Raw genomic sequence first — 19,312 nt, forward strand, 5'->3', positions numbered from 1 at the left:
AACGCATCGGGGGCCACGGCAATGGAGCGCAATGAAAACCAAAAATCGCACGGTGCCGCGGGCTTCTGGCGACGCACCGCCGCGTTTTCGATCGATTCGATCCTTCTCGGCTTGATCGGGCTGGCGATCGCGATCCTGTTCTTCGATGCCCTTTCGACGATTGGCGAATGGGGAAGATTGATCGGCTTCCTGATCGGTTCCATTTACTTTGGCCTGCTCGAGGGGGGAAATCGGCACCAGTCGCTCGGCAAGCGAGTGATGAAGATCCGTGTTGCCGATAGCGCCGCCCCTGACGGATCCGGTCCCGGGTACGTTCGCGCGTGGGCACGGTACACGCTGATCGCCGTTCCGCTGATACTCGGCGGCATCGGCTTTATCGACCTGCCCGCGCTTCGCGATCCGGGCATGGAATGGCTCGCCACCGCAAACGGCGCGGTCATGTTCTTCTGGGTCCTGGCATTGCTGTACCTGTTCGTTTTCAACCGGCCGAGCCGCCAGTCCGTGCATGACCTGCTCACCGCCAGCAGGGTCGTGCATGTCGCGGCCCCCGTCGAGGAGGCCACTCCGGTTGGCCGGAAGCACTGGGCGATCCTGGCCGTCCTTGGCCTGCTTATGTTCGCCGGCAGTCGTTTTGCGGCAACGCGGCTGATCGACGACGATCGCATGGCCGATATCCGTCAGATCCAGCGTGCGACCGCCACCGTTCCGGGCGTGATCCAGAGCGGCGTCTGGATCGCCAACATGCGGGGGAGCGGCCCGGCGGGCCAGATGCCGAAAGCCATCGCCACCATCACCGTGCTCTCGAACACGCCGACACTGCTGAACAAGGCCGGGGCGACCGCTGTCGCGCACGCAGCGCTTTCCACATCGGCCTGGCTGCGAAAACAGGATCTCGTCACCGTGGTGAGCGTCCGCGCGGTCAATCTTGGCATTGCGACGTGGCGAAACCAGTTTTTCATGGGTCGCTCGCCTGCCGAATGGGCCACGATGGACGGCACCGAGCCGATGTGAGGAAGCCGGAATGAGTGACATCGGCATCGACCTGCCGCTCTGGATCGTGCCGGTCATTGTCGGCGCCATCTACTGGCCGTTGACGCTTTTTTTCGGGGCCCTCTGCCTGTATGTCGGCGTGGCGCGCCTGCGCGGCATCGGTCGAGTCGCCTTCATCGTCATCGCGCTCCCGCTCATCGCCGTGGCGTGCCTCGGGATCTACTACGTCATCGCCGGATATTGAGCAGCAGCGCATGGCGTCGTGACGGCACGATTTCCGCGAAGATCCGGTCGCGATCCGGCCATCCCGGCTCGTGATGCGCCAGCCCGTCCCGTCAACCGTAACAGGTCGACAGACGGCCATCCGTCGATACACTGTGTGCCGCCCCCCATCCGAAGGAGCGTCACTTGAAGCATCGGCACCGCGTGCAGCCCGCATTCGCCGTCACCCCGGCCACCACCCTCGGCACCGGCCCGCGCAACGCGCGGATCGACCTGCTGCGCGGCGTGTCGATCGTGCTCGTCCTGCTGCATCACTTCAACATCCCCTACTCGCTGCGCGACACGGCGCTCGCACGCGTATTCGGCTGGGACGCGGTGCACGCGGTCGCGCGCAACGGCAACTACGGCGTGACGATGTTCTTCGTGATCTCCGGCTACCTGATCACGTCGAATGCGCGCCGCCGCTGGGGCAGCCTCGGCGCGGTCGACGTGCGTTCGTTCTATGTGTCGCGCGTCGCGCGCATCGTCCCGTGCCTGCTCCTGCTGCTCGCGCTCGTCAACGGCCTCGCGGCGGCCGGCGTGCCGATCTTCCAGAACCATGCGCCCGAGGGCATCGCCGTGTCGTTCTGGCTCGTGAATCTCGCGTCGCTGACGTTCTGGATGAACGTGCTGATCGGCGCGTACGGGTGGGTCAACTACGCGCTCGGCGTGCTGTGGTCGCTGTCGGTCGAAGAAGTGTTCTACCTGTCGTTCCCGCTGCTGTGCATCGGGCTGCGCCGCGATGCGCGGCTGGTTGCGTTCTGGGTGGGTATCGCCGCGATCGGGCCCGTGTACCGCTTCACGCACGCCGGCGACGAAGGCGGGTTCCTCTATGCGTACTTCGCATCGTTCGACGGCATCGCGATCGGCTGCTGCACCGCGTTGCTGGCCGAGCGCGCGAACTGGCAGCGGCTGGCCGCGCCGCTCGTGCAGTGGCCCGTCGCGGCGGCGATGGCCGCGCTTTATCTCGCGTGGCCGATCGCGGAAAGCCATGTCGCCGGCGTCACCGCGATGGCGCTCGGCACGGCCGTGCTGCTGATCGGCGCGCGCGTCAACGGGGAGCGCGTGCCGGGCCGCCTGCTCGCGCCGTTGTGCCGGGCCGGCAAGCTGAGCTACGAGCTGTACCTGTTCCACCTGATCGTGCTCGGCGGGCTGCGCACGTTCTGGCCGCCGTCGGCCACGCATGGCGACGCGAAGCTGCTGTTGCTGATTGCGTATCTGGTGCTGTCGGCGGCGCTGAGCACGGCGATCGGGCGCGGCTATGCGACACCGCTCGACCGCTTCATCAAGCGGGTTGCGTCGCGGCCGTCGACGCGCGTGCCAGACGGCGCGCGCTTCTAGCGCGCCATCGGCAATCGCTGCCGGGTAGCCGGGAGAACAAGAAAAAATCGGCCAGGGCCCGGCCGTATCGCTTGACGATACCGGCCGGCCTGACCGCAAGCCCCGCGTACAGTCGATCGAAATCGTCGATCAGTCGAGATAGTCCGCGTATTCCTTGCGCGTATAGCTGGCGAGCGACTGCCACGGCAACGTCTCGCGCCGCGCGGCCGGCGCCGGCGTCAACGTCAGCTTGCGCACCACGCGGCCGTCGGCACTCCGGTATTCGACCGACAGCGGCGCCTGCAGCTTCTCGCTCCACAGGATCCGGTTCATGCCGCGCGCGCCGGGCGTGTCGACCGCCTGCTCGTACCAGCGGGTGCCGGGCGTATCGCCGCGCTTCGCCACCGCGAGCCGCTTCAACTGCGACGGCGGCGTGACGTAGTACGCGTTGTCCCACGAGCCGTCGAAGCCCGTGGTTTCGTACTCGGCCGGCGGCACGCCGACAACCGTCCGGTTCGCCGCGTCCACGTACTCGATGCGCGCCGTCTTGCCGTCGTACGTCACGTGCCGCGCGGCCGCCTGGAAGTTGAAGTGCTTGTGGCCCGCGTGGGCGGCGGCCGGCTGCACGCCGGCGCGAGCGCCCGCGTCGTGATCGTGGTCGTGATCGTCACCGTGCCCCCCTGCCGCCGCGACGGGCAGCACGCGTTCGACCCACACATGCCCGTCGCGCCGCACCATCCGTTCGCGATACGTCGTCGTGCGCGTCACGCCGTCGGCCGACACCGTGCGGCTTTCGTGCAGCAGCACGGCGTCGAGGTCCGCTGCGGCAAAGGCAGGGAGCGCGGTCAGCCCGCACACCATGGCACCAAGAAGGCGGTGTTTCATCGAGTCGTCCCGTTCATCGTCAAGCCGCCGCGCTCAGAAACCGAACGCCGAGCGCACGAGACCGAACACCTTCGTGTTGTCGATCGTGCCCTTGAACGCCTTCGCGTCCGCACCATCGGCGAACAGCATCACGTCGCCGCCGCCGTGCGTCTCCGAGCCCGCACTGCCCATCCGCACGCCGACTTCCTGCAGATACGCCTCGTTCGTCGCGGTGGCCGAATCGACCGACGCGCGCACGTTCGGCCGGTTCGCACCGTTGCCGAACACCAGCGTCGTGTAGGTGTTGCCGTCGGCGTCCTTGCTCGGCTGGCCGTCGCGATAGTTGCGGCTGATGTCGAGAATCGGGTTGCCGCGCTTCGAATAGCCGTTGATCGTCATCGTGTGGTCGTGGTCGGCCGTCACGACGATCAGCGTGTTCGACAGGTCGACCTTCGACAGCGCGACGCGGATCGCTTCGTCGAACGCCACCGTGTCTTCCAGCGCGCGCTTCGCGTTGGTGCCGTGCAGCGCGTGATCGATCCGGCCGCCCTCGACCATCAGGAAGTAGCCGTTCGAATTCTTCGACAGCACGTCGATCGCCTTCGACGTCATCTCGGCAAGGCTCGGCTGCGACGGCCCTTCGCCCTTGCCCGCGACACGGTCGAGCTCGTACTCGAGATGGCTCGTCGAACTGAACAGGCCGACCAGCTTGCCGTTGCCGGCCTGCGCGAGTTGATCCCGGGTCGCCACGACCGTGTAGCCCTTCGCCTTCATCTCGTTGAGCAGGTTGCGGCCGTCCGCACGCCCGCGCTTGTTGGCCACCGGATCGAACGGCGTCCAGTGATTGCGGCCGCCGCCCATCAGCACGTCGACGCCGTCGCCGAGCGCCGCGTTGTAGCCCGCGCCGCCCGGTGCGGCCTGCGCGGCGATGTCGTACTGCGCATCGCGATGGCAGATGTGCGAATAGGTCGCGGCAGGCGTCGCGTGCGTGAGCTCGGTCGTCGTGATCGAGCCGACCGCCTTGCCGCGCGCCTTCGCCAGCTCCAGCAGCGTCGCGACCGGCTGGCCGTTGCCCGGCGCACAGTTGTTGACCGTCTTGTTGCCGTTCGCGTCGTTGCCCGGCGCAACCGCACGCGTGTCGGACGACATCGACAGCACTTCGTTGTTCATCTTCACGCCGGTCATGTACGCGGCCATCGACGGTGCGCTGTCGGTGGTCTGCGCGTCGTTCGAGAAGGTCTTGACGCGCGCGGTGCGGGCCAGCTTCTCCATCGTCAGTTGTCCCGACTCACCGACCTTGTAGATCCGGCTCGCCGTCACGGTCGTCGGCCCCATGCCGTCGCCGAGAAAGAAAATCACGTTCTTCGCCTGGCCGGCGGCCTGCGCCGCGCCGCATGCGAAACCCGCGACGGCCAGCGCCGCCGCGATGCACTTGATGGTCGACATCCTGTATTCCCCTGTACCCGTATGGTCGGCGCTCACAGCTGCACCGCGGTGCGCACCAGCTCGAACACCTTGTTGTTCTCGATCACGCCGTGGAACGCATCCGCGCCGCGGCCGATCGCACCGAGGAACACATCGGTGCCGCCGTGCGTCTCGTTGCCCTTGTCCATGCGCACGACCGCCTCCTGGCGATAATCGTCGGCGCCCGTCACCGCGTCGGTGAGCGCGGTGCCCGCGCGGCTGCCCTGCACGCGGTTCTCGCCGTTGCCGAAGCCGATGATCGTGTACGGCGCGCCGTCCGCATCCTTCGCGACCGCGCCCGTCTGGTAGCTGCGCAGCACGCCCAGCACGCCGGGCTTGCCCGCCTCCGTCTTGCCGGTGCGCGCCGCATAGCCGTTCAGCACCAGCGTGTGGTCGTGGTCGGCCGTGACGACGATCAGCGTGTTCTTCAGGTCGGGATCGGTCTTGCGCACCTTGTCGATCGTGGCCTTGATCGCGTTGTCGAACGCGACCGTGTCCTGCAGCGCGCGCTTCGCATTGGTGTCGTGCAGCGCGTGATCGATCCGGCCGCCCTCGACCATCAGGAAATAGCCGTTCGGGTTCTTCTGCAGCACGTCGAGCGCGCGCGTCGCCATGTCGGTGAGGCTCGGCTCCTTCGTCGCGCCGCGATCGAGGTCGTAGCTCATGTGGCTCGACGAGAACAGGCCGACCAGCTTGCCGCCCTTCGTCGCATCGGCGGCCAGCAGGTCGTCGCGGTTCTGCGCGAACGCATAACCCTTCGCCTTCAGTTCGTTGACCAGGTTGCGCCCATCGGTGCGCTTGCCGCCGCCGTCCTTCGGCACGAAGAATTGCGTGCCGCCGCCGAGCACGACGTCGACGCCGTCGCCCAGCGCACCGTTGTAGCCCGCGCCGCCCGGCACGAGCTGCGCGGCGATGTCGTTCTCGGCGTCGCGATGGCACACGTGTGCGTATGTCGCGGCCGGCGTCGCGTGCGTGACGCGCGTGGTCGTCACGACACCGGTGGCCAGCCCCTTCGCCTTCGCGATCTCGAGCAGCGTCGTCGCCGATTTGCCGTTGTTCGTGCCGCAGTTGCCGGTGAGGCTCGCGGTCGGCTCCATCGCCTTCGTGTCGGGCGACATCGAGATCACTTCGTTGTTGGTCTTGACGCCGGTCATGTACGCCGACATCGACGGCGCGCTGTCCGTCACCTGCGCGTCGTTGGAATAGGTCTTCACGAATGCGGTTTCGGGCAGCGTGTCGATCGTGAGCGCGCCGTCTTCACCGACCGCATAGATGCGCGCGGCCGTCATCGTCGTGATCCCCATGCCGTCGCCGAGGAAGAAGATCACGTTGCGCGCCGCCGCCTGCACGGGCGCGGGCGACGTGCTGCTGGTCGGGCCGTCGTCGCTGCCGCATCCGGCCAGTGCAAAGGCGCCCGCGCACAGCAGCGCCGCCAGTTTGATTCGATTCATGTTGCCGGTTCCCCCCGCCATTGATGCTTTCGAAATGAAAGGCGATGGTAGGAACCTGATGTGACGGCAATATGAATGCTAATTGGAAGGATTCGAAGGACTTTCGAAAGGAGAAAGCGAGGCGCCACGATCGGGCGCCCCGCGTGCTACGGCGTCATTCCGTGTGTTCGGCGGTGGCGCTGCGCACGGTCACGATGCGCGCAGGCGGTATGTTTGCCCACACGATCCGGCTGCCGCAGGCAACAAATGCCGAATCGCCGAGCGGATGACGGCCGGGCGGCCGCAGGTCGTACGTGAACTGGATCATCACGCCGTCGGCCGACAGCACGCGATGGCATTGATCGACGATGGCCGTCACGTCCTGCCGCGGCAGCGTGCGCAGCGGCAGGCACGACACGATCGCGTCGACGCGCGCGTCGGGCGGCAGCAGCCGCTCGAGCTGCCGCGCATCGCCCGATACGATCGAGATACCCGGAAAGCGTCGCCGCAGATGCTGGACGAACGCCGGCGAACGCTCGACCACGACGAGGCGCCGTGGCGCGACGCCGCGTTCGAGCAAGGCTGCGGTGATCGCGCCGGTGCCGCCGCCGAGCTCGACGACCAGCCCGTCGCCGTCCGGCACCGCATCGGCCATCTCGCGCGCCAGCTGCCGCGAACTCGGGCACAACGCGCCCACCGAGGCCGGACGGCCGACCCACTCGCGCACGAACAGTGCCGAGACACGCCACGCGTTCGGCCACATCATGCGCAGCCCTCGAGCGGTTGCACCGTCGGCCGCGACGTGCCGATGGCTGCGTGGAACAGGGCTACGGCGACACGGGGCTTGGGCATGCGCATCCTCCTGGACGAATCGGTCCGTCGCAGGAAGAGCGACGTTCAAATCGATTCTAGGAAACGCAAACTTAAGGCGACGTGAAGATTGTCCCTGATTCCACTGATCAATTCGCGCCAGATCGGCCGCCGGATGCCCGATCAGCGATCGATGCGCTGCTGGAAATGCGCGGGATAGCGCTCGCCGACGATCCTGATCTGCTGCAGCGCGGCCTCGATCGCGGCGAGATCGTCGGCCGTCAGCACGACGGCGGCCGCCCCCACGTTCTCGTCGAGCCGGTGCAGCTTCGTCGTGCCCGGAATCGGCACGATCCACGGCTGGCGGGCCAGCAGCCAGGCCAGCGCGATCTGCGCGCGCGTCGCGCCCTTGTCGGTCGCGATCCGGCCGAGCAGGTCGACGAGGCCCGCGTTCGCCTTGCGGTTCTCCTCCGAGAAGCGCGGCACGACATTGCGGAAATCGTTCTCCGCGAACGTCGTGTTCGCATCGATCGCGCCGGTCAGGAAACCTTTGCCGAGCGGGCTGAACGGCACGAAGCCGATCCCGAGCTCCTCGAGCGTCGGCAGGATCCGCGCCTCCGGCTCGCGCCACCACAGCGAATACTCGCTTTGCAGCGCGGCAACCGGCTGCACCGCATGCGCACGGCGAATCGTCTGCTCACCGGCTTCCGACAACCCGAAATGCGCGACCTTGCCTTCGCGGATCAGGTCCTTGACCGTGCCGGCCACGTCCTCGATCGGCACGTTCGGATCGACGCGATGCTGGTAGAACAGGTCGATGCGATCGATCTTCAGCCGCTTCAGCGCCGCGTCGGCCACGTCGCGGATATGCGACGGCCGGCTGTCGACGCCCTTCATCGGCTGGCCGTCCTCGAAACCGAACTTGGTGGCGATCACGACCTGGTCGCGAAACGGCGCGACCGCCTCGCCGACCAGTTCCTCGTTGACGAACGGGCCGTACGCTTCCGCCGTGTCGAAGAACGTCACGCCGCGCTCGAACGCCGCGCGGATCAACGCGATGCCGCTCGCGGTGTCGGTCGCGGGGCCGTAGCCGTAACTCAATCCCATGCAGCCAAGCCCGATTGCCGAGACTTCGAGGCCGCTCTTACCAAGCATGCGTTTTTGCATGACGCTCTCCTGCTGAAGATGAAAAGGATCGACGGGATGCCGAGGAGGCCAGTGTAGGTTGATGGATACGGCTCAACAATCGGCGTACCATTTCATGCGTTACTGAGGAAAATTCACAAATGCTCCGCACCGGCATCGGCGAACTGACGACCTTCATCACGATCGCGGAACAGCGCAGCTTCAGCGGCGCGGCCCGCATCCTGGGCGTATCGCCGTCGGCGCTGAGCCATGCAGTCCGTCACCTCGAAGCGCGGCTCGGCGTGCGGCTGTTCAACCGCACCACGCGCTCCGTCGCACTGACGGAGGCCGGCGAGCAGTTGCTGCTGCGCGTGCGGCCCGCGGTGGCCGATCTCGAGGATGCGTTGAACGACGCGGCCACCGCCCGCAACCGGCCGTCCGGCCAGATCCGGATCAGCGCGTCGGAAGCCGCGGCGCGCCCGCTGATCCGGCATGTGCTGCCCGCGTTCGTCACCCGCTATCCGGACATCCACGTCGAGTTCGTCACCGATTCGCGCCTCATCGACATCGTCGAGCACGGCTTCGACGCCGGCATCCGGGTTCACGAAGACGTGCCGCGCGACATGATCGCGGTGAAGTTCGGCGACACGATCCGCTTCGTCGCGGTGGCGTCGCCCGACTACCTGTCACGGCACGCGCCGCCGGCGCGACCGCAGGACCTCGTGGATCATCGATGCATCCGCTACCGGTTCGAAAGCGGCGCGCTCTATCGATGGGACCTGATCCGCAAGGGCAAGCGCGTCAGCGTGGATGTCGACGGGCCGATGACGCTCGGCAACCAGGGGCTGATGATCGACGCCGCGCTGGCCGGCATCGGCATCGCGTGGGTCACGGAATCGCGCGTGGCCGATCACGTCGCCGCCGGGCGGCTCGTGCAGGTCTTGCCGGAATGGAGCCAGGATTTCGGCGCGCTGTGCCTCTACTATCCGGCGAACCGGCATCCGCCGGCGGCGCTGCGGCTGTTCGTCGAAGCCGTGCGCGAGTGGGTGGCCGCGGGGCGCGAAGCGGTGCCGGCCTGAGCGCATGCGCAAGCGCTTACGCACATCATCGCGATGAATGTCAGGCCGCGCGGCACACGCTCAACGCGTGGCGCGCATCAGGATGTTCGCGAACGGCAAACCATCGTCGTCCTCGTCGCGCCGCGAAATTTCGTCGAAGCCGAGCCGTGTGTAAAACGCATGGGCATCGCGATTGTCGGCGTACACCTCGAGTTCGAGCGAGCCCTTGAGCGCGAGCGCATGCTCGACCAGCGCGCGGCCGATCCCGTGGCCCTGCATCGCCGGCGCGACGAACAAGCCGCCGATCGACGCGTCGAGCAGGCCGATGAACCCGACCGGTTCGCCGGCACGACACGCAACCCAGGTCTCCGCGTTGGGTAGATAGATCTCTTCGATCAGCTTGCGCTGCTCGCGCAGCCGCGCATCGCCGAGAAACGGATGCGCAAGCAGCGATGCGTCGAACCAGATGGCCGACAGCGTGTGCAGGTCGGATGCTTCGTAAGCGCGAATCTCGATTGCCATGTTTTGGTGTTGCTCAATGCGTGCTGCGGACGACGAACGCACCCCGGCGCATTCGTCGATGCGGTATGCCGCGCGCGCTGCCTGAAGCCTCGCGCGCGGCACCGCATTACCGCAGGTTGGTTCTCGCCAGCTCGACGATCTCGTCGCCGCGCCCGCTGAGGATCGCGCGCAGCATGAACAGGCTGAAGCCCTTCGCGTGCGCGATCTCGATCTTCGGCGGCATCGCGAGCTCGTACTTCGACGTGACGACGTCGACGACCGCCGGCCCGTCATGCGCGAACGCCATGCGCAGCGCTTCTTCGACGTTCTCCGAATGCTCGACGCGCACGCTGAAGATGCCCGCGCCCTTCGCGATCGCCGCGAAATCGGTCGGGCTCAGGTCGACGTTCGTGTCGAGATAGCCGGCCGCCTTCAGCTCCATCGACACGAAGCCGAGCAGGCTGTTGTTGTACACGACGATCTTGATCGGCAGCTTGAGCTGGCGCGCGGTGAGCAGATCGCCGAGCAGCATCGACAGCCCGCCGTCGCCGGACAGCGACACCACCTGCCGCCCCGGATGCGCGCCCTGCGCGCCAAGCGCCTGCGGCATCGCGTTCGCCATCGACCCGTGATTGAACGAGCCGTGCAGTTGCCGCTTGCCGTTCATCGTCAGGTAGCGCGCGGCCCACAGCGTCGGCGTGCCGACGTCGGCCGTGAAGATCGCGTCTTCCGCCGCGACTTCGTCGACGATCTTCGTCAGGTATTGCGGATGGATCGCGCGGCCCGGCGGCTCGGCCACCGCGAGATCGTCGAGGCCCTTGCGCGCCGCCGCGTAGTGCTTCAGCGCGTTCTCGAGGAAGCGCCGCTGCGTCTTGCGCGTGAGGCGCGGCAGCAGCGCCGCGATCGTTTCCTTCACGGTGCCGACGAGGCCGAGCGCGAGCGGCGCGCGATGGCCGAGCTGCGAGCCCTTCCAGTCGATCTGCGCGACCTTCGCATTCGACGGATAGAACGGCCGGTACGGGAAATCCGTGCCGAGCATCAGCAGCGTGTCGCACGATTCCATCGCGTGATAGCCCGAGCTGAAGCCGATCAGCCCCGTCATCCCGACGTCGAACGGGTTGTCCCATTCGACGAACTGCTTGCCGCGCAGCGCATGTACGACCGGCGCGCCGAGCGTGTCGGCCAGCGCGACCACTTCATCGTGCGCGCCTTGCGTGCCGCTGCCGCACAGCAGCGTGACCGCGTCGGACGCGTTGAGCAGCGCCGCGAGCCGGTCGAGATCGGCGTCGGCCGGCAGGATCGACGGCGGTGCCGATTCGCTCCACGCCGGCAATTCTTCCGGGCCGTCGCCGAGCGCGATGTCGCCCGGCAGCACGATCACCGCGACGCCGCGCTCGTCGATCGCGGTGCGCATCGCGCGCGCGAGCACGCGCGGGAACTGCGACGCGTTCGTCACGAGCTCCGCGAAATGGCTGCATTCGCGGAACAACTCCTGTGGATGGGTTTCCTGGAAATAGCCGAGCCCGATTTCGGTCGACGGAATGTGCGCGGCGATCGCGAGCACCGGCTGGTGATTACGGTGGCAGTCGTACAGCCCGTTGATCAGGTGCAGGTTGCCGGGGCCGCAACTGCCCGCGCACACCGCGAGCCGCCCGGTCGACGCGGCATCCGCGCCGGCCGCGAATGCCGCGCTTTCCTCGTGCCGCGTATGCATCCAGCGGATCGAGCCGATCTGGCTCAGGCTGAACGACAGGCCGTTCAGGCTGTCGCCCGTCACGCCCCAGATGCGCTCGACGCCCGCTGCCGCCAGCGTCTTCGCCAGGTATTCCGCCATCGTCTGTCTTGCCATGATGCCCTCGCTCGTTGATGGGTCGTCACACGAATGAATCGGCTGCGGTGGCCACCTGCGCCACCGAACGGACGAGCATACGCGATCGCTTCGCGCGGCGTCGTGAACGTGCGACGCGCTTGCGCGCGTTTTGTTCGATCCCTTTCGGCGGTGTCGGGCAATCGTCGCCGTTTCGTCGGCCAGCCGACGGTGTCGCCGGTCAACGCTTGTTCAGCTCCAGTCGGAAGCGGACTCGTCCGGATCGACCAGCGTCAGCCCCGCCGACGGCAGCGGCAGCGCGGTCTTGTAGCGCACCTGCTTCAGCGCGAAGCTCGACCGGATGTTCGACACACCGGGAATCGTCGTCAGCCGCTCGATGATGAAACGCTCGAGCGTGCGCATGTCGGGCATCACGACGCGCAGCAGGTAATCGGCGTCGCCCGACATCAGGTAGCACTCCATCACCTCCGGCCGCTGCGAGATCGCTTCCTCGAAGCGCTGCAGCGCATCCTCGACCTGCTTCTCGAGGCTGACCTGGATGAACACGTTGATCCGCAGCCCGAGCGGCTCCGGGTCGAGCAGCGTGACCTGCTGCCGGAACAGCCCGAGCTTCTCCAGCGCGCGCACGCGGTTGAAGCACGGCGTGGCCGACAGGTTCACCGCGCGGGCGAGTTCCGCGTTCGTGATCCGCGCGTTCTGCTGAAGCTGGTTCAGGATGCCGATGTCGATGCGGTCGAGCCGCCGCGGGTTTGCGCTCATGGTCGAAATATTCCGGAAGAGTGGCCGTAGCCGGAATATTTACACTATCCACAGCAGAATTCCCAATGAAATCAGACGCATATTTTGCGGATCGGCGGGTAGCATGATCCGACCGATTGCCACTGATTGCGCGCCGCTCCGAACCGGTGCGCGGGAGACCTGCGATGACGGACCTGTCGAACGGACTCGACGCCACGCGGCGCGCGAACCTCGCGCACGCCGACGCCGACCCGGAAGAAACCGCCGAATGGCTCGACGCGCTCGACGCGGTCGTCGCGCACGTCGGCAAGGATCGCGCGCAGTTCCTGCTCGACCGGCTCGCCGCGCATGCACACGCGAACGGCCTCGCGGCGGCGCGCGGGGCCGTCACGCCGTACGTGAACACGATCGCCGCTCACGACCAGCCGCCGTACCCGGGCGATGCCGAGCTCGAAGAGCGGCTGTCGGCCGCGCTGCGCTGGAACGCGCTCGCGATGGTCGTGCGCGCGAACCGCGCGTACGGCGAGCTCGGCGGCCACATCGCGAGCTACGCGTCGGCATCCGACCTGTTCGAAGTCGGCTTCAACCATTTCTTCCGCGCGGCAACGGCCGACGGCAGCCGCGAGCACGGCGAGCCCGGTGAACGCGGCACGGGCGGCGACCTCGTCTACTTCCAGCCGCATTCGTCGCCGGGCGTCTATGCGCGTGCCTATCTCGAAGGCTTCCTCGACGAGGCGCACCTGAAGCACTACCGCCGCGAGATCGCCGGGCCCGGCCTGTGTTCGTACCCGCACCCGTGGCTGATGCCCGACTTCTGGCAGTTCCCGACCGGCTCGATGGGGATCGGCCCGATCAACGCGATCTACCAGGCGCGCTTCATGCGCTACCTGCAGCATCGCGGCCTCGCGAACACGGCCGCCCGGACGGTGTGGGGCTTCTTCGGCGACGGCGAGATGGACGAGCCCGAATCGCTCGGCGCGCTGTCGCTCGCCGCGCGCGAGGGGCTCGACAACCTCGTGTTCGTGATCAACTGCAACCTGCAGCGGCTCGACGGCCCGGTGCGCGGCAACGGCCGTGTGATCGACGAGCTCGAGGCGCTGTTCGCCGGCGCGGGCTGGAACGTGATCAAGGTGTTGTGGGGTTCGGACTGGGATCCGCTGTTCGCGCAAGATCATGCGGGCGCGCTCGCCCGCGCGTTCGCCGACACCGTCGACGGCCAGTTCCAGACTTTCTCCGCGAACGACGGCGCGTACAACCGCGCGCGTTTCTTCAGCCGCGACCCGGCGCTCGACGCACTCGCCGCGCAACTCACCGACGCGGAAATCGACCGCCTGCGCCGCGGCGGCCACGATGCACGCAAGCTGCACGCCGCGTATGCACGGGCACTGACCCATCGCGGCCAGCCGACCGTGATCCTCGCGAAGACGATGAAGGGTTACGGAATGGGCACGGCCGGCCAGGGGCGGATGACGACCCACCAGCAGAAGAAGCTCGACGTCGACGACCTGAAGGCGTTCCGCGACCGCTTCCGGCTGCCGCTGTCGGATCTCGACGTCGAGCAGCTCACGTTCTACAAACCAGCCGAAGACAGCCCCGAGATGCGCTACCTGCACGCTCGCCGGGCTGCCCTGGGCGGCTATCTGCCCAGAAGGCGGATGGCGGCGTCGGAGGGGCTCACCGTCCCGCCGATGCCGGCCTGGGGTGCGTTCGCGCTGGACGCGGCGGGCCGCGAGATGTCGACGACGATGGCGCTCGTGCGCATGCTGGCCGCGCTGCTGAAGGATCCGGCGCTCGGCCCGCGCGTCGTGCCGATCGTCGCCGACGAAGCGCGCACGTTCGGCATGGCCAACCTGTTCCGGCAGGTCGGCATCTACTCGCCGCTCGGGCAACGCTACGAACCCGAGGATCTCGGCTCGATGCTCTACTACCGCGAGGACACGCGCGGACAGATTCTCGAGGAAGGCATCTCGGAGGCCGGCGCGGTGTCGTCGTGGATCGCCGCCGCGACCGCGTACAGCGTGCACGACCTGCCGATGCTGCCGTTCTACATCTACTACTCGATGTTCGGCTTCCAGCGCATCGGCGACCTGATCTGGGCCGCTGCCGACCAGCGCTCGCGCGGCTTCCTCGTCGGCGCGACGTCGGGCCGCACGACGCTCGGCGGCGAGGGGCTGCAGCACCAGGACGGCAGCAGCCATCTGGCGGCGTCCACGATCCCGAACTGCCGCGCGTACGATCCGGCGTTCGCATACGAAGTCGCGACGATCGTCGATGCCGGCATGCGCGAGATGGTCGAGCAACAGCGCGACGTGTTCTATTACGTGACGGTCATGAACGAGAACTACGCGCAGCCGTCGATGCCCGACGACGATCCGGTCGCGCGACGCGAAGGCATCCTGAAGGGCATGCACCGGCTGCCGTCGGATTTGAACGCAACGGCGCGCGTGCAGTTGCTCGGCGCGGGCGCGATCCTCGGCGAAGTGCTCGCCGCGCAGCGGATGCTGAAGGACGACTGGGGCATCGATGCCGCCGTGTGGAGCGTCACGAGTTTCAGCGAACTGCAGCGCGACGGGATGGAAGCCGAACGGCTGTCGCGGCTCGGCGATGCGCCGCGCGGGTCGTATGTCGAAGAGAGGCTTGCCACGACGCAAGGCCCCGTGATCGCCGCGACCGACTACGTGCGCGCGGTGCCTGAACTGATCCGTGCGTACGTGCCGCGCCGCTACGTGACGCTCGGCACCGACGGGTTCGGTCGCAGCGATACGCGCGAGGCACTGCGTGCGTTCTTCGAAGTCGATCGGGCGAGCATCGTGCTTGCCGCGTTGAAGGCGCTTGCCGATGAAGGCGAGATCGATGCGCAGATCGTGCGCGATGCGCGCGAGCGGCTTGGCAAGATCGAGCAGCAGTCTGGTGCGGCACCGTGGCAGCGCTGAGCGGTGCGTCGTTTGTCTTCGTGCGGGGCGTCTGAACGTCCGAGCGCTCAGGCGTCGAGCGCCCTCCATCGGCACAACGTAAGCGCATTCCATCGAGCATCGCCAGCAAACAGCCCCCACCCGCGCACCGTGACGCCGCTCGCGCACCCCACCCGCTGAAACCCCCACCTCGACCGACGCATCCGTCGGTCGCGCCTTTACCGCTTGCACACGCCTACAACGGCAGCGCATGCGTCGACAGAATCTCCTTGAGCACCATGAACGAACGCACCTGCCGCACACCCGGCAGGTATAGCAGCTGCTCGGCGTGCAGCCGGTTGAAGCTGTCGTTGTCGCGCGTGCGCACCAGCATGAAGTAGTCGAATTCGCCGGTCACGACGTGGCACTCGACGCACCCCGACACTTTCTGTGCGGCCTTCTCGAACGCGGCGAACGCTTCGGGCGTCGAGCGATCGAGCACGAAGCCGATCACGACCAGCATCCCCGCGCCGAGCGGTTTCGGATCGAGCAACGCGACGATGCCGCGGATCAGTCCCATTTCCTTCAACCTTTCGACGCGCCGCAGGCACGCCGGCGCGCTCAGCTTCACCTTTGCCGCCAGGCTCACGTTGGAGATCGACGCGTCCTGCTGCAGTTGCCGCAGGATCGCGCGGTCGATGCGATCGAGCGCCGGTGCGGCGTCGGCCGGCGATGCACTGCCTCGATTTAATTTCATTGCGTCATCCTCCAGCTCAACGATTCAAAATTGCTCATGACGTTCTCGTATCGTCGATAACGTAGGCCACCGCAATTTATTTCGCAAGCTCATTTCTCACGCTTCTGCCTATCATTTTTCTCGTCGGGACGCGGCCAGCCGGCCGCACCCGAACGAATCCGTTTCCCGCCCTGTCCACCGCTTTCCGGAGCACGCCGATGAACCTGCAACGTTTCCCCCGTTATCCGCTGACGTTCGGCCCGACGCCGATCCAGCCGCTCAAGCGCCTGAGCGAGCACCTCGGCGGCAAGGTCGAGCTGTATGCGAAGCGCGAGGACTGCAACAGCGGCCTCGCGTTCGGCGGCAACAAGACGCGCAAGCTCGAATATCTCGTCCCCGACGCGCTCTCGCAGGGCGCGGATACGCTCGTGTCGATCGGCGGCGTGCAGTCGAACCAGACGCGCCAGGTCGCGGCCGTGGCCGCGCATCTCGGGATGAAATGCGTGCTCGTGCAGGAGCACTGGGTCAACTATGAAGATCCGGTATACGACCGGGTCGGCAACATCCAGCTGTCGCGCATGATGGGCGCGGACGTGCGGCTCGTGTCCGACGGCTTCGACATCGGCATTCGCCGCAGTTGGGAAGAAGCGATGGAGAGCGTGCGACAGGCGGGCGGCAAGCCCTACCCGATTCCGGCCGGCTGTTCCGAGCATCCGCTCGGCGGGCTCGGCTTCGTCGGCTTCGCGGAAGAAGTGCGCGCGCAGGAGGCGCAACTCGGCTTCAAGTTCGACTACATCGTCGTGTGCTCGGTCACGGGCAGCACGCAGGCGGGGATGGTCGTCGGCTTCGCGGCCGACGGGCGCGCCGACCGCGTGATCGGGATCGACGCATCGGCCACGCCCGAGCGCACGCACGAGCAGATCACACGCATCGCCAGGCACACCGCCGAACTCGTCGATCTCGGCCGGCCGATCACCGCGGCCGACGTGGTACTCGACACGCGCTACGCCGGCCCCGAATACGGGCTGCCGAACGACGGCACGCTCGAAGCGATTCGCTTGTGCGCGCGGCTCGAAGGCATGCTGACCGATCCGGTCTACGAAGGGAAATCGATGCACGGGATGATCGACAAGGTACGGCTCGGCGAATTCGAACCGGGGTCGAAGGTGCTGTATGCGCATCTCGGTGGTGTCCCGGCATTGAGCGCGTACAACGAGATCTTCAGGAACGGGTAACGGAATTGCACTGGAACCCACGCCGACTCACCGCGGGCCGTGAGCCGGCGTTCCAGGCGTGGACGCGTCGCTCGACGCGCTCCAATGCGATTAAATCGAAAAATCCGACAAGAATGAATAGTTGGAACAAGCGACTCGTACTTGTTCAATATTCGTCCAGAGAACCATTCCGTAACATCCCCGGCATTCCAAACGGCCGGAGCGAGGGACCACGCATCGGCTTGAAGGCCCATTCGTCCGAGGTCGAAAATCCGCTCCGCTCGTCCGCTTATCATCTTGTCCGGCACGCCCCCACCGAGGGCACCGGCATCCGCTTTCCCCCGCGTCACGTCACGGGCCCCGCACGCGGCCCCCCGTGCGCTTCGTCGGCCCGACCGGCGCGCCGGCCGGATATCCGGCCCGTTCTACCTTGCCTGCCTGAGCGCCCTCGCGCTGTTGCTCCCCGGTTTCGCTCACGCACAAGTGCCCAATGCAGGGCAGTCGTTGCGCGACGTCGAAACCGTCCGCCCCACGCTGCCGGCCCCCGCCGCACCTGATCTCGCCGTTCCCGCACAACGCGACGAAACCGTACCTGCGGATACCGACGGTCCGCGCATCCCGGTCAGCGCCTTCGACATCGAAGGCAACCATGCGATCGACGCCGCGCCGCTGCACGCGTTGCTTGTCGATCTCGTCGGCCGTGAACTCGACTTCGCCGCACTGAACGAAGCCGCCGGCAGGATCACAACCTATTACCGTGAGCACGGCTACGTACTGGCCCGCGCCTACCTGCCGCATCAGGACATCGTGGGCGGCGTCGTCCGCATTGCGGTCATCGAAGGCCGCTACGGGCAGGTCGAGCTGCGCAATCGCTCGCGCGTGCTCGACGGCGTGCTGCGGCAACCGCTCGGCGCGATACAGGCCGGCGATATCGTGCGCGGTGCGGATCTCGAACGCACGCTGACCTTGCTCGACGAACTGCCCGGCGTCGCGGCGAAGGGCACGCTGCGTGCAGGCCGGCAGGCCGGCACGACCGAGCTGCTGATCGATGCGGAGCCCGGCCCGTTCGCCACCGGCTCGCTCGAACTCGACAACTTCGGCGATCCGCTCACCGGGCGCTACCGCGCAACCGGCAGCCTCGCCGTGAATTCGCCGCTGCGGCTCGGCGATCAGCTCACGCTGCGCGGCCTCACCAGCAACACGAACCAGCGCTACTACCGCGCGGGCTACCAGGCGCCGGTCGGCCCGGCTTCGACCCGGATCGGCGTCGGCTATTCCGAGATGAACTACCGGCTGGGCCGCGAGTTTCGCCCGCTCGGCTTCCACGGCCGCGCGAGCGTGCAGAGCGCGTTCGTCACGCAGCCGCTGCTGCGCGGCCGTCGCGCCAGCCTCACGGCGCAGGTGCTCTACGAAAACAAGAACCTGCACGACGACTACGGCGTGTTCGAGTCGGTCAACAGCAAGAACATCGGCCTGTGGTCGTTCACCGTCAACGGCAACAGCAACGACGACGCATTCGGCGGCGGCCGCACGGCGTTCTCCGCAACGCTCGGCATCGGGCGGGCACGCGGCAACGACGCGCTCGACATGAACACCTACGCGAAGACGTTCGGCCGTTTCACGAAGCTGAACCTGAATGCGCTGCGGCTGCAATCGCTCGGCGCACGGCTCCAGCTCCATACGCAATTCAGCGCGCAGCTTGCGTCGCGCAATCTCGACGCATCCGAAAAATTCAGCCTCGGCGGCCCTTACGGCGTGCGCGCGTATGCGCTCGGCGCAGGTAGCGGCGACCAGGGCTGGCAAGCCAGCGCCGAGCTTCGCTACCTCGCCGCGCCGGGATGGCAGGTGAGCACCTTCGTCGATACCGGCCGGATGCAGATCAACAAGCAGCCGTGGCGCAACGAACTCAACACGCTCCAGCTTTCGGCGGCCGGGGTCGGCGTGAGCTGGTACGGCACGAACCGGCAAGTCAGCGTCACCGCCGCCTGGCCGCTGGGCTCGGCCGACGACGTACCGACGGTCACGCGTTCGCCGAGCGTCTGGTTGCAGGCCGCGCAGTATTTCTGAGCTGCCTTCGGGATA

Annotated in this window: 16 protein-coding genes; 7 read left to right on the plus strand and 9 right to left on the minus strand. The window is 67.1% G+C overall.

The genetic code is table 11. The annotated features are described in order from the left end of the window. Nucleotides 1-21: 21 nt before the first annotated feature. The 3 genes from BDI24065_RS01820 to BDI24065_RS01830 all read left to right on the plus strand — a co-directional run bounded on the left by BDI24065_RS01820 (nt 22) and on the right by BDI24065_RS01830 (nt 2,592). Nucleotides 22-1,011 (plus strand): RDD family protein, encoded by a 990-nt coding sequence (locus tag BDI24065_RS01820; RefSeq protein WP_175029751.1) that lies wholly within the window; start codon nt 22-24, stop codon nt 1,009-1,011. A 10-nt stretch (nt 1,012-1,021) separates the two neighbouring features. Then, a complete protein-coding gene (locus tag BDI24065_RS01825; RefSeq protein WP_175029752.1) occupies nt 1,022-1,234 on the plus strand; it encodes a hypothetical protein in 213 nt (70 codons plus the stop codon). A gap of 164 nt (nt 1,235-1,398) precedes the next feature. Next, on the plus strand, nt 1,399-2,592 hold the full coding sequence (locus BDI24065_RS01830) for an acyltransferase family protein (protein ID WP_254609649.1): 1,194 nt from the start codon (nt 1,399-1,401) through the stop codon (nt 2,590-2,592). Between the two features lie 129 nt (nt 2,593-2,721). On the opposite strand, the gene BDI24065_RS01835 is transcribed toward BDI24065_RS01830, so the two are convergent. The 5 genes from BDI24065_RS01835 to BDI24065_RS01855 all read right to left on the minus strand — a co-directional run bounded on the left by BDI24065_RS01835 (nt 2,722) and on the right by BDI24065_RS01855 (nt 8,306). Next, on the minus strand, nt 2,722-3,456 hold the full coding sequence (locus BDI24065_RS01835; protein ID WP_175029753.1) for a hypothetical protein: 735 nt from the start codon (nt 3,454-3,456) through the stop codon (nt 2,722-2,724). A gap of 33 nt (nt 3,457-3,489) precedes the next feature. Further along, nucleotides 3,490-4,881, minus strand: coding sequence for an alkaline phosphatase (locus tag BDI24065_RS01840; protein ID WP_175029754.1), 1,392 nt, complete (start codon nt 4,879-4,881; stop codon nt 3,490-3,492). Nucleotides 4,882-4,913: 32 nt separating this feature from the next. Then, the gene (locus BDI24065_RS01845) at nt 4,914-6,350 is read right to left on the minus strand and encodes an alkaline phosphatase (RefSeq protein ID WP_175029755.1); all 1,437 of its coding nucleotides are present in this window, start codon (nt 6,348-6,350) and stop codon (nt 4,914-4,916) included. 154 nt (nt 6,351-6,504) lie between these two features. Next, a complete protein-coding gene (locus BDI24065_RS01850) occupies nt 6,505-7,095 on the minus strand; it encodes a class I SAM-dependent methyltransferase (RefSeq protein ID WP_175029756.1) in 591 nt (196 codons plus the stop codon). Between the two features lie 227 nt (nt 7,096-7,322). Continuing rightward, nucleotides 7,323-8,306, minus strand: coding sequence for an aldo/keto reductase (locus tag BDI24065_RS01855; protein WP_175029757.1), 984 nt, complete (start codon nt 8,304-8,306; stop codon nt 7,323-7,325). A gap of 119 nt (nt 8,307-8,425) precedes the next feature. On the opposite strand from BDI24065_RS01855, the gene BDI24065_RS01860 reads away from it, so the two are divergent. Further along, on the plus strand, nt 8,426-9,343 hold the full coding sequence (locus BDI24065_RS01860; protein WP_175029758.1) for a LysR family transcriptional regulator: 918 nt from the start codon (nt 8,426-8,428) through the stop codon (nt 9,341-9,343). 60 nt (nt 9,344-9,403) lie between these two features. On the opposite strand, the gene BDI24065_RS01865 is transcribed toward BDI24065_RS01860, so the two are convergent. From BDI24065_RS01865 to BDI24065_RS01875, 3 genes are all read right to left on the minus strand, one after another. After that, nucleotides 9,404-9,844, minus strand: coding sequence for a GNAT family N-acetyltransferase (locus BDI24065_RS01865; RefSeq protein ID WP_175029759.1), 441 nt, complete (start codon nt 9,842-9,844; stop codon nt 9,404-9,406). 106 nt (nt 9,845-9,950) lie between these two features. Continuing rightward, on the minus strand, nt 9,951-11,672 hold the full coding sequence (gene poxB, locus BDI24065_RS01870) for a ubiquinone-dependent pyruvate dehydrogenase (RefSeq protein ID WP_043178803.1): 1,722 nt from the start codon (nt 11,670-11,672) through the stop codon (nt 9,951-9,953). 210 nt (nt 11,673-11,882) lie between these two features. Beyond that, nucleotides 11,883-12,410 carry an Lrp/AsnC family transcriptional regulator gene (locus tag BDI24065_RS01875; protein WP_174939848.1) on the minus strand — a complete coding sequence of 176 codons (528 nt, stop codon included), beginning with the start codon at nt 12,408-12,410 and terminating at the stop codon, nt 11,883-11,885. Between the two features lie 164 nt (nt 12,411-12,574). Here BDI24065_RS01875 and mdeB point away from each other — a divergent pair, with 164 nt between their 5' ends. After that, entirely contained in the window at nt 12,575-15,322 is a 2,748-nt protein-coding gene (gene mdeB / locus BDI24065_RS01880) for an alpha-ketoglutarate dehydrogenase (RefSeq protein ID WP_175029760.1), read from the plus strand. Between the two features lie 214 nt (nt 15,323-15,536). Here the strand turns inward: mdeB and BDI24065_RS01885 are convergent, their stop codons facing one another. After that, nucleotides 15,537-16,037 (minus strand): Lrp/AsnC family transcriptional regulator, encoded by a 501-nt coding sequence (locus tag BDI24065_RS01885; protein WP_175029761.1) that lies wholly within the window; start codon nt 16,035-16,037, stop codon nt 15,537-15,539. Between the two features lie 197 nt (nt 16,038-16,234). Here BDI24065_RS01885 and BDI24065_RS01890 point away from each other — a divergent pair, with 197 nt between their 5' ends. Both BDI24065_RS01890 and BDI24065_RS01895 read left to right on the plus strand, forming a co-directional pair. Next, entirely contained in the window at nt 16,235-17,251 is a 1,017-nt protein-coding gene (locus BDI24065_RS01890; RefSeq protein WP_175029762.1) for a 1-aminocyclopropane-1-carboxylate deaminase, read from the plus strand. Nucleotides 17,252-17,734: 483 nt separating this feature from the next. Further along, nucleotides 17,735-19,297 carry a ShlB/FhaC/HecB family hemolysin secretion/activation protein gene (locus tag BDI24065_RS01895; RefSeq protein ID WP_175029763.1) on the plus strand — a complete coding sequence of 521 codons (1,563 nt, stop codon included), beginning with the start codon at nt 17,735-17,737 and terminating at the stop codon, nt 19,295-19,297. Nucleotides 19,298-19,312: the final 15 nt, after the last annotated feature.

It is taken from the genome of Burkholderia lata (genome assembly GCF_902499025.1).
GTDB classification, from domain to species: domain Bacteria; phylum Pseudomonadota; class Gammaproteobacteria; order Burkholderiales; family Burkholderiaceae; genus Burkholderia; species Burkholderia lata_C.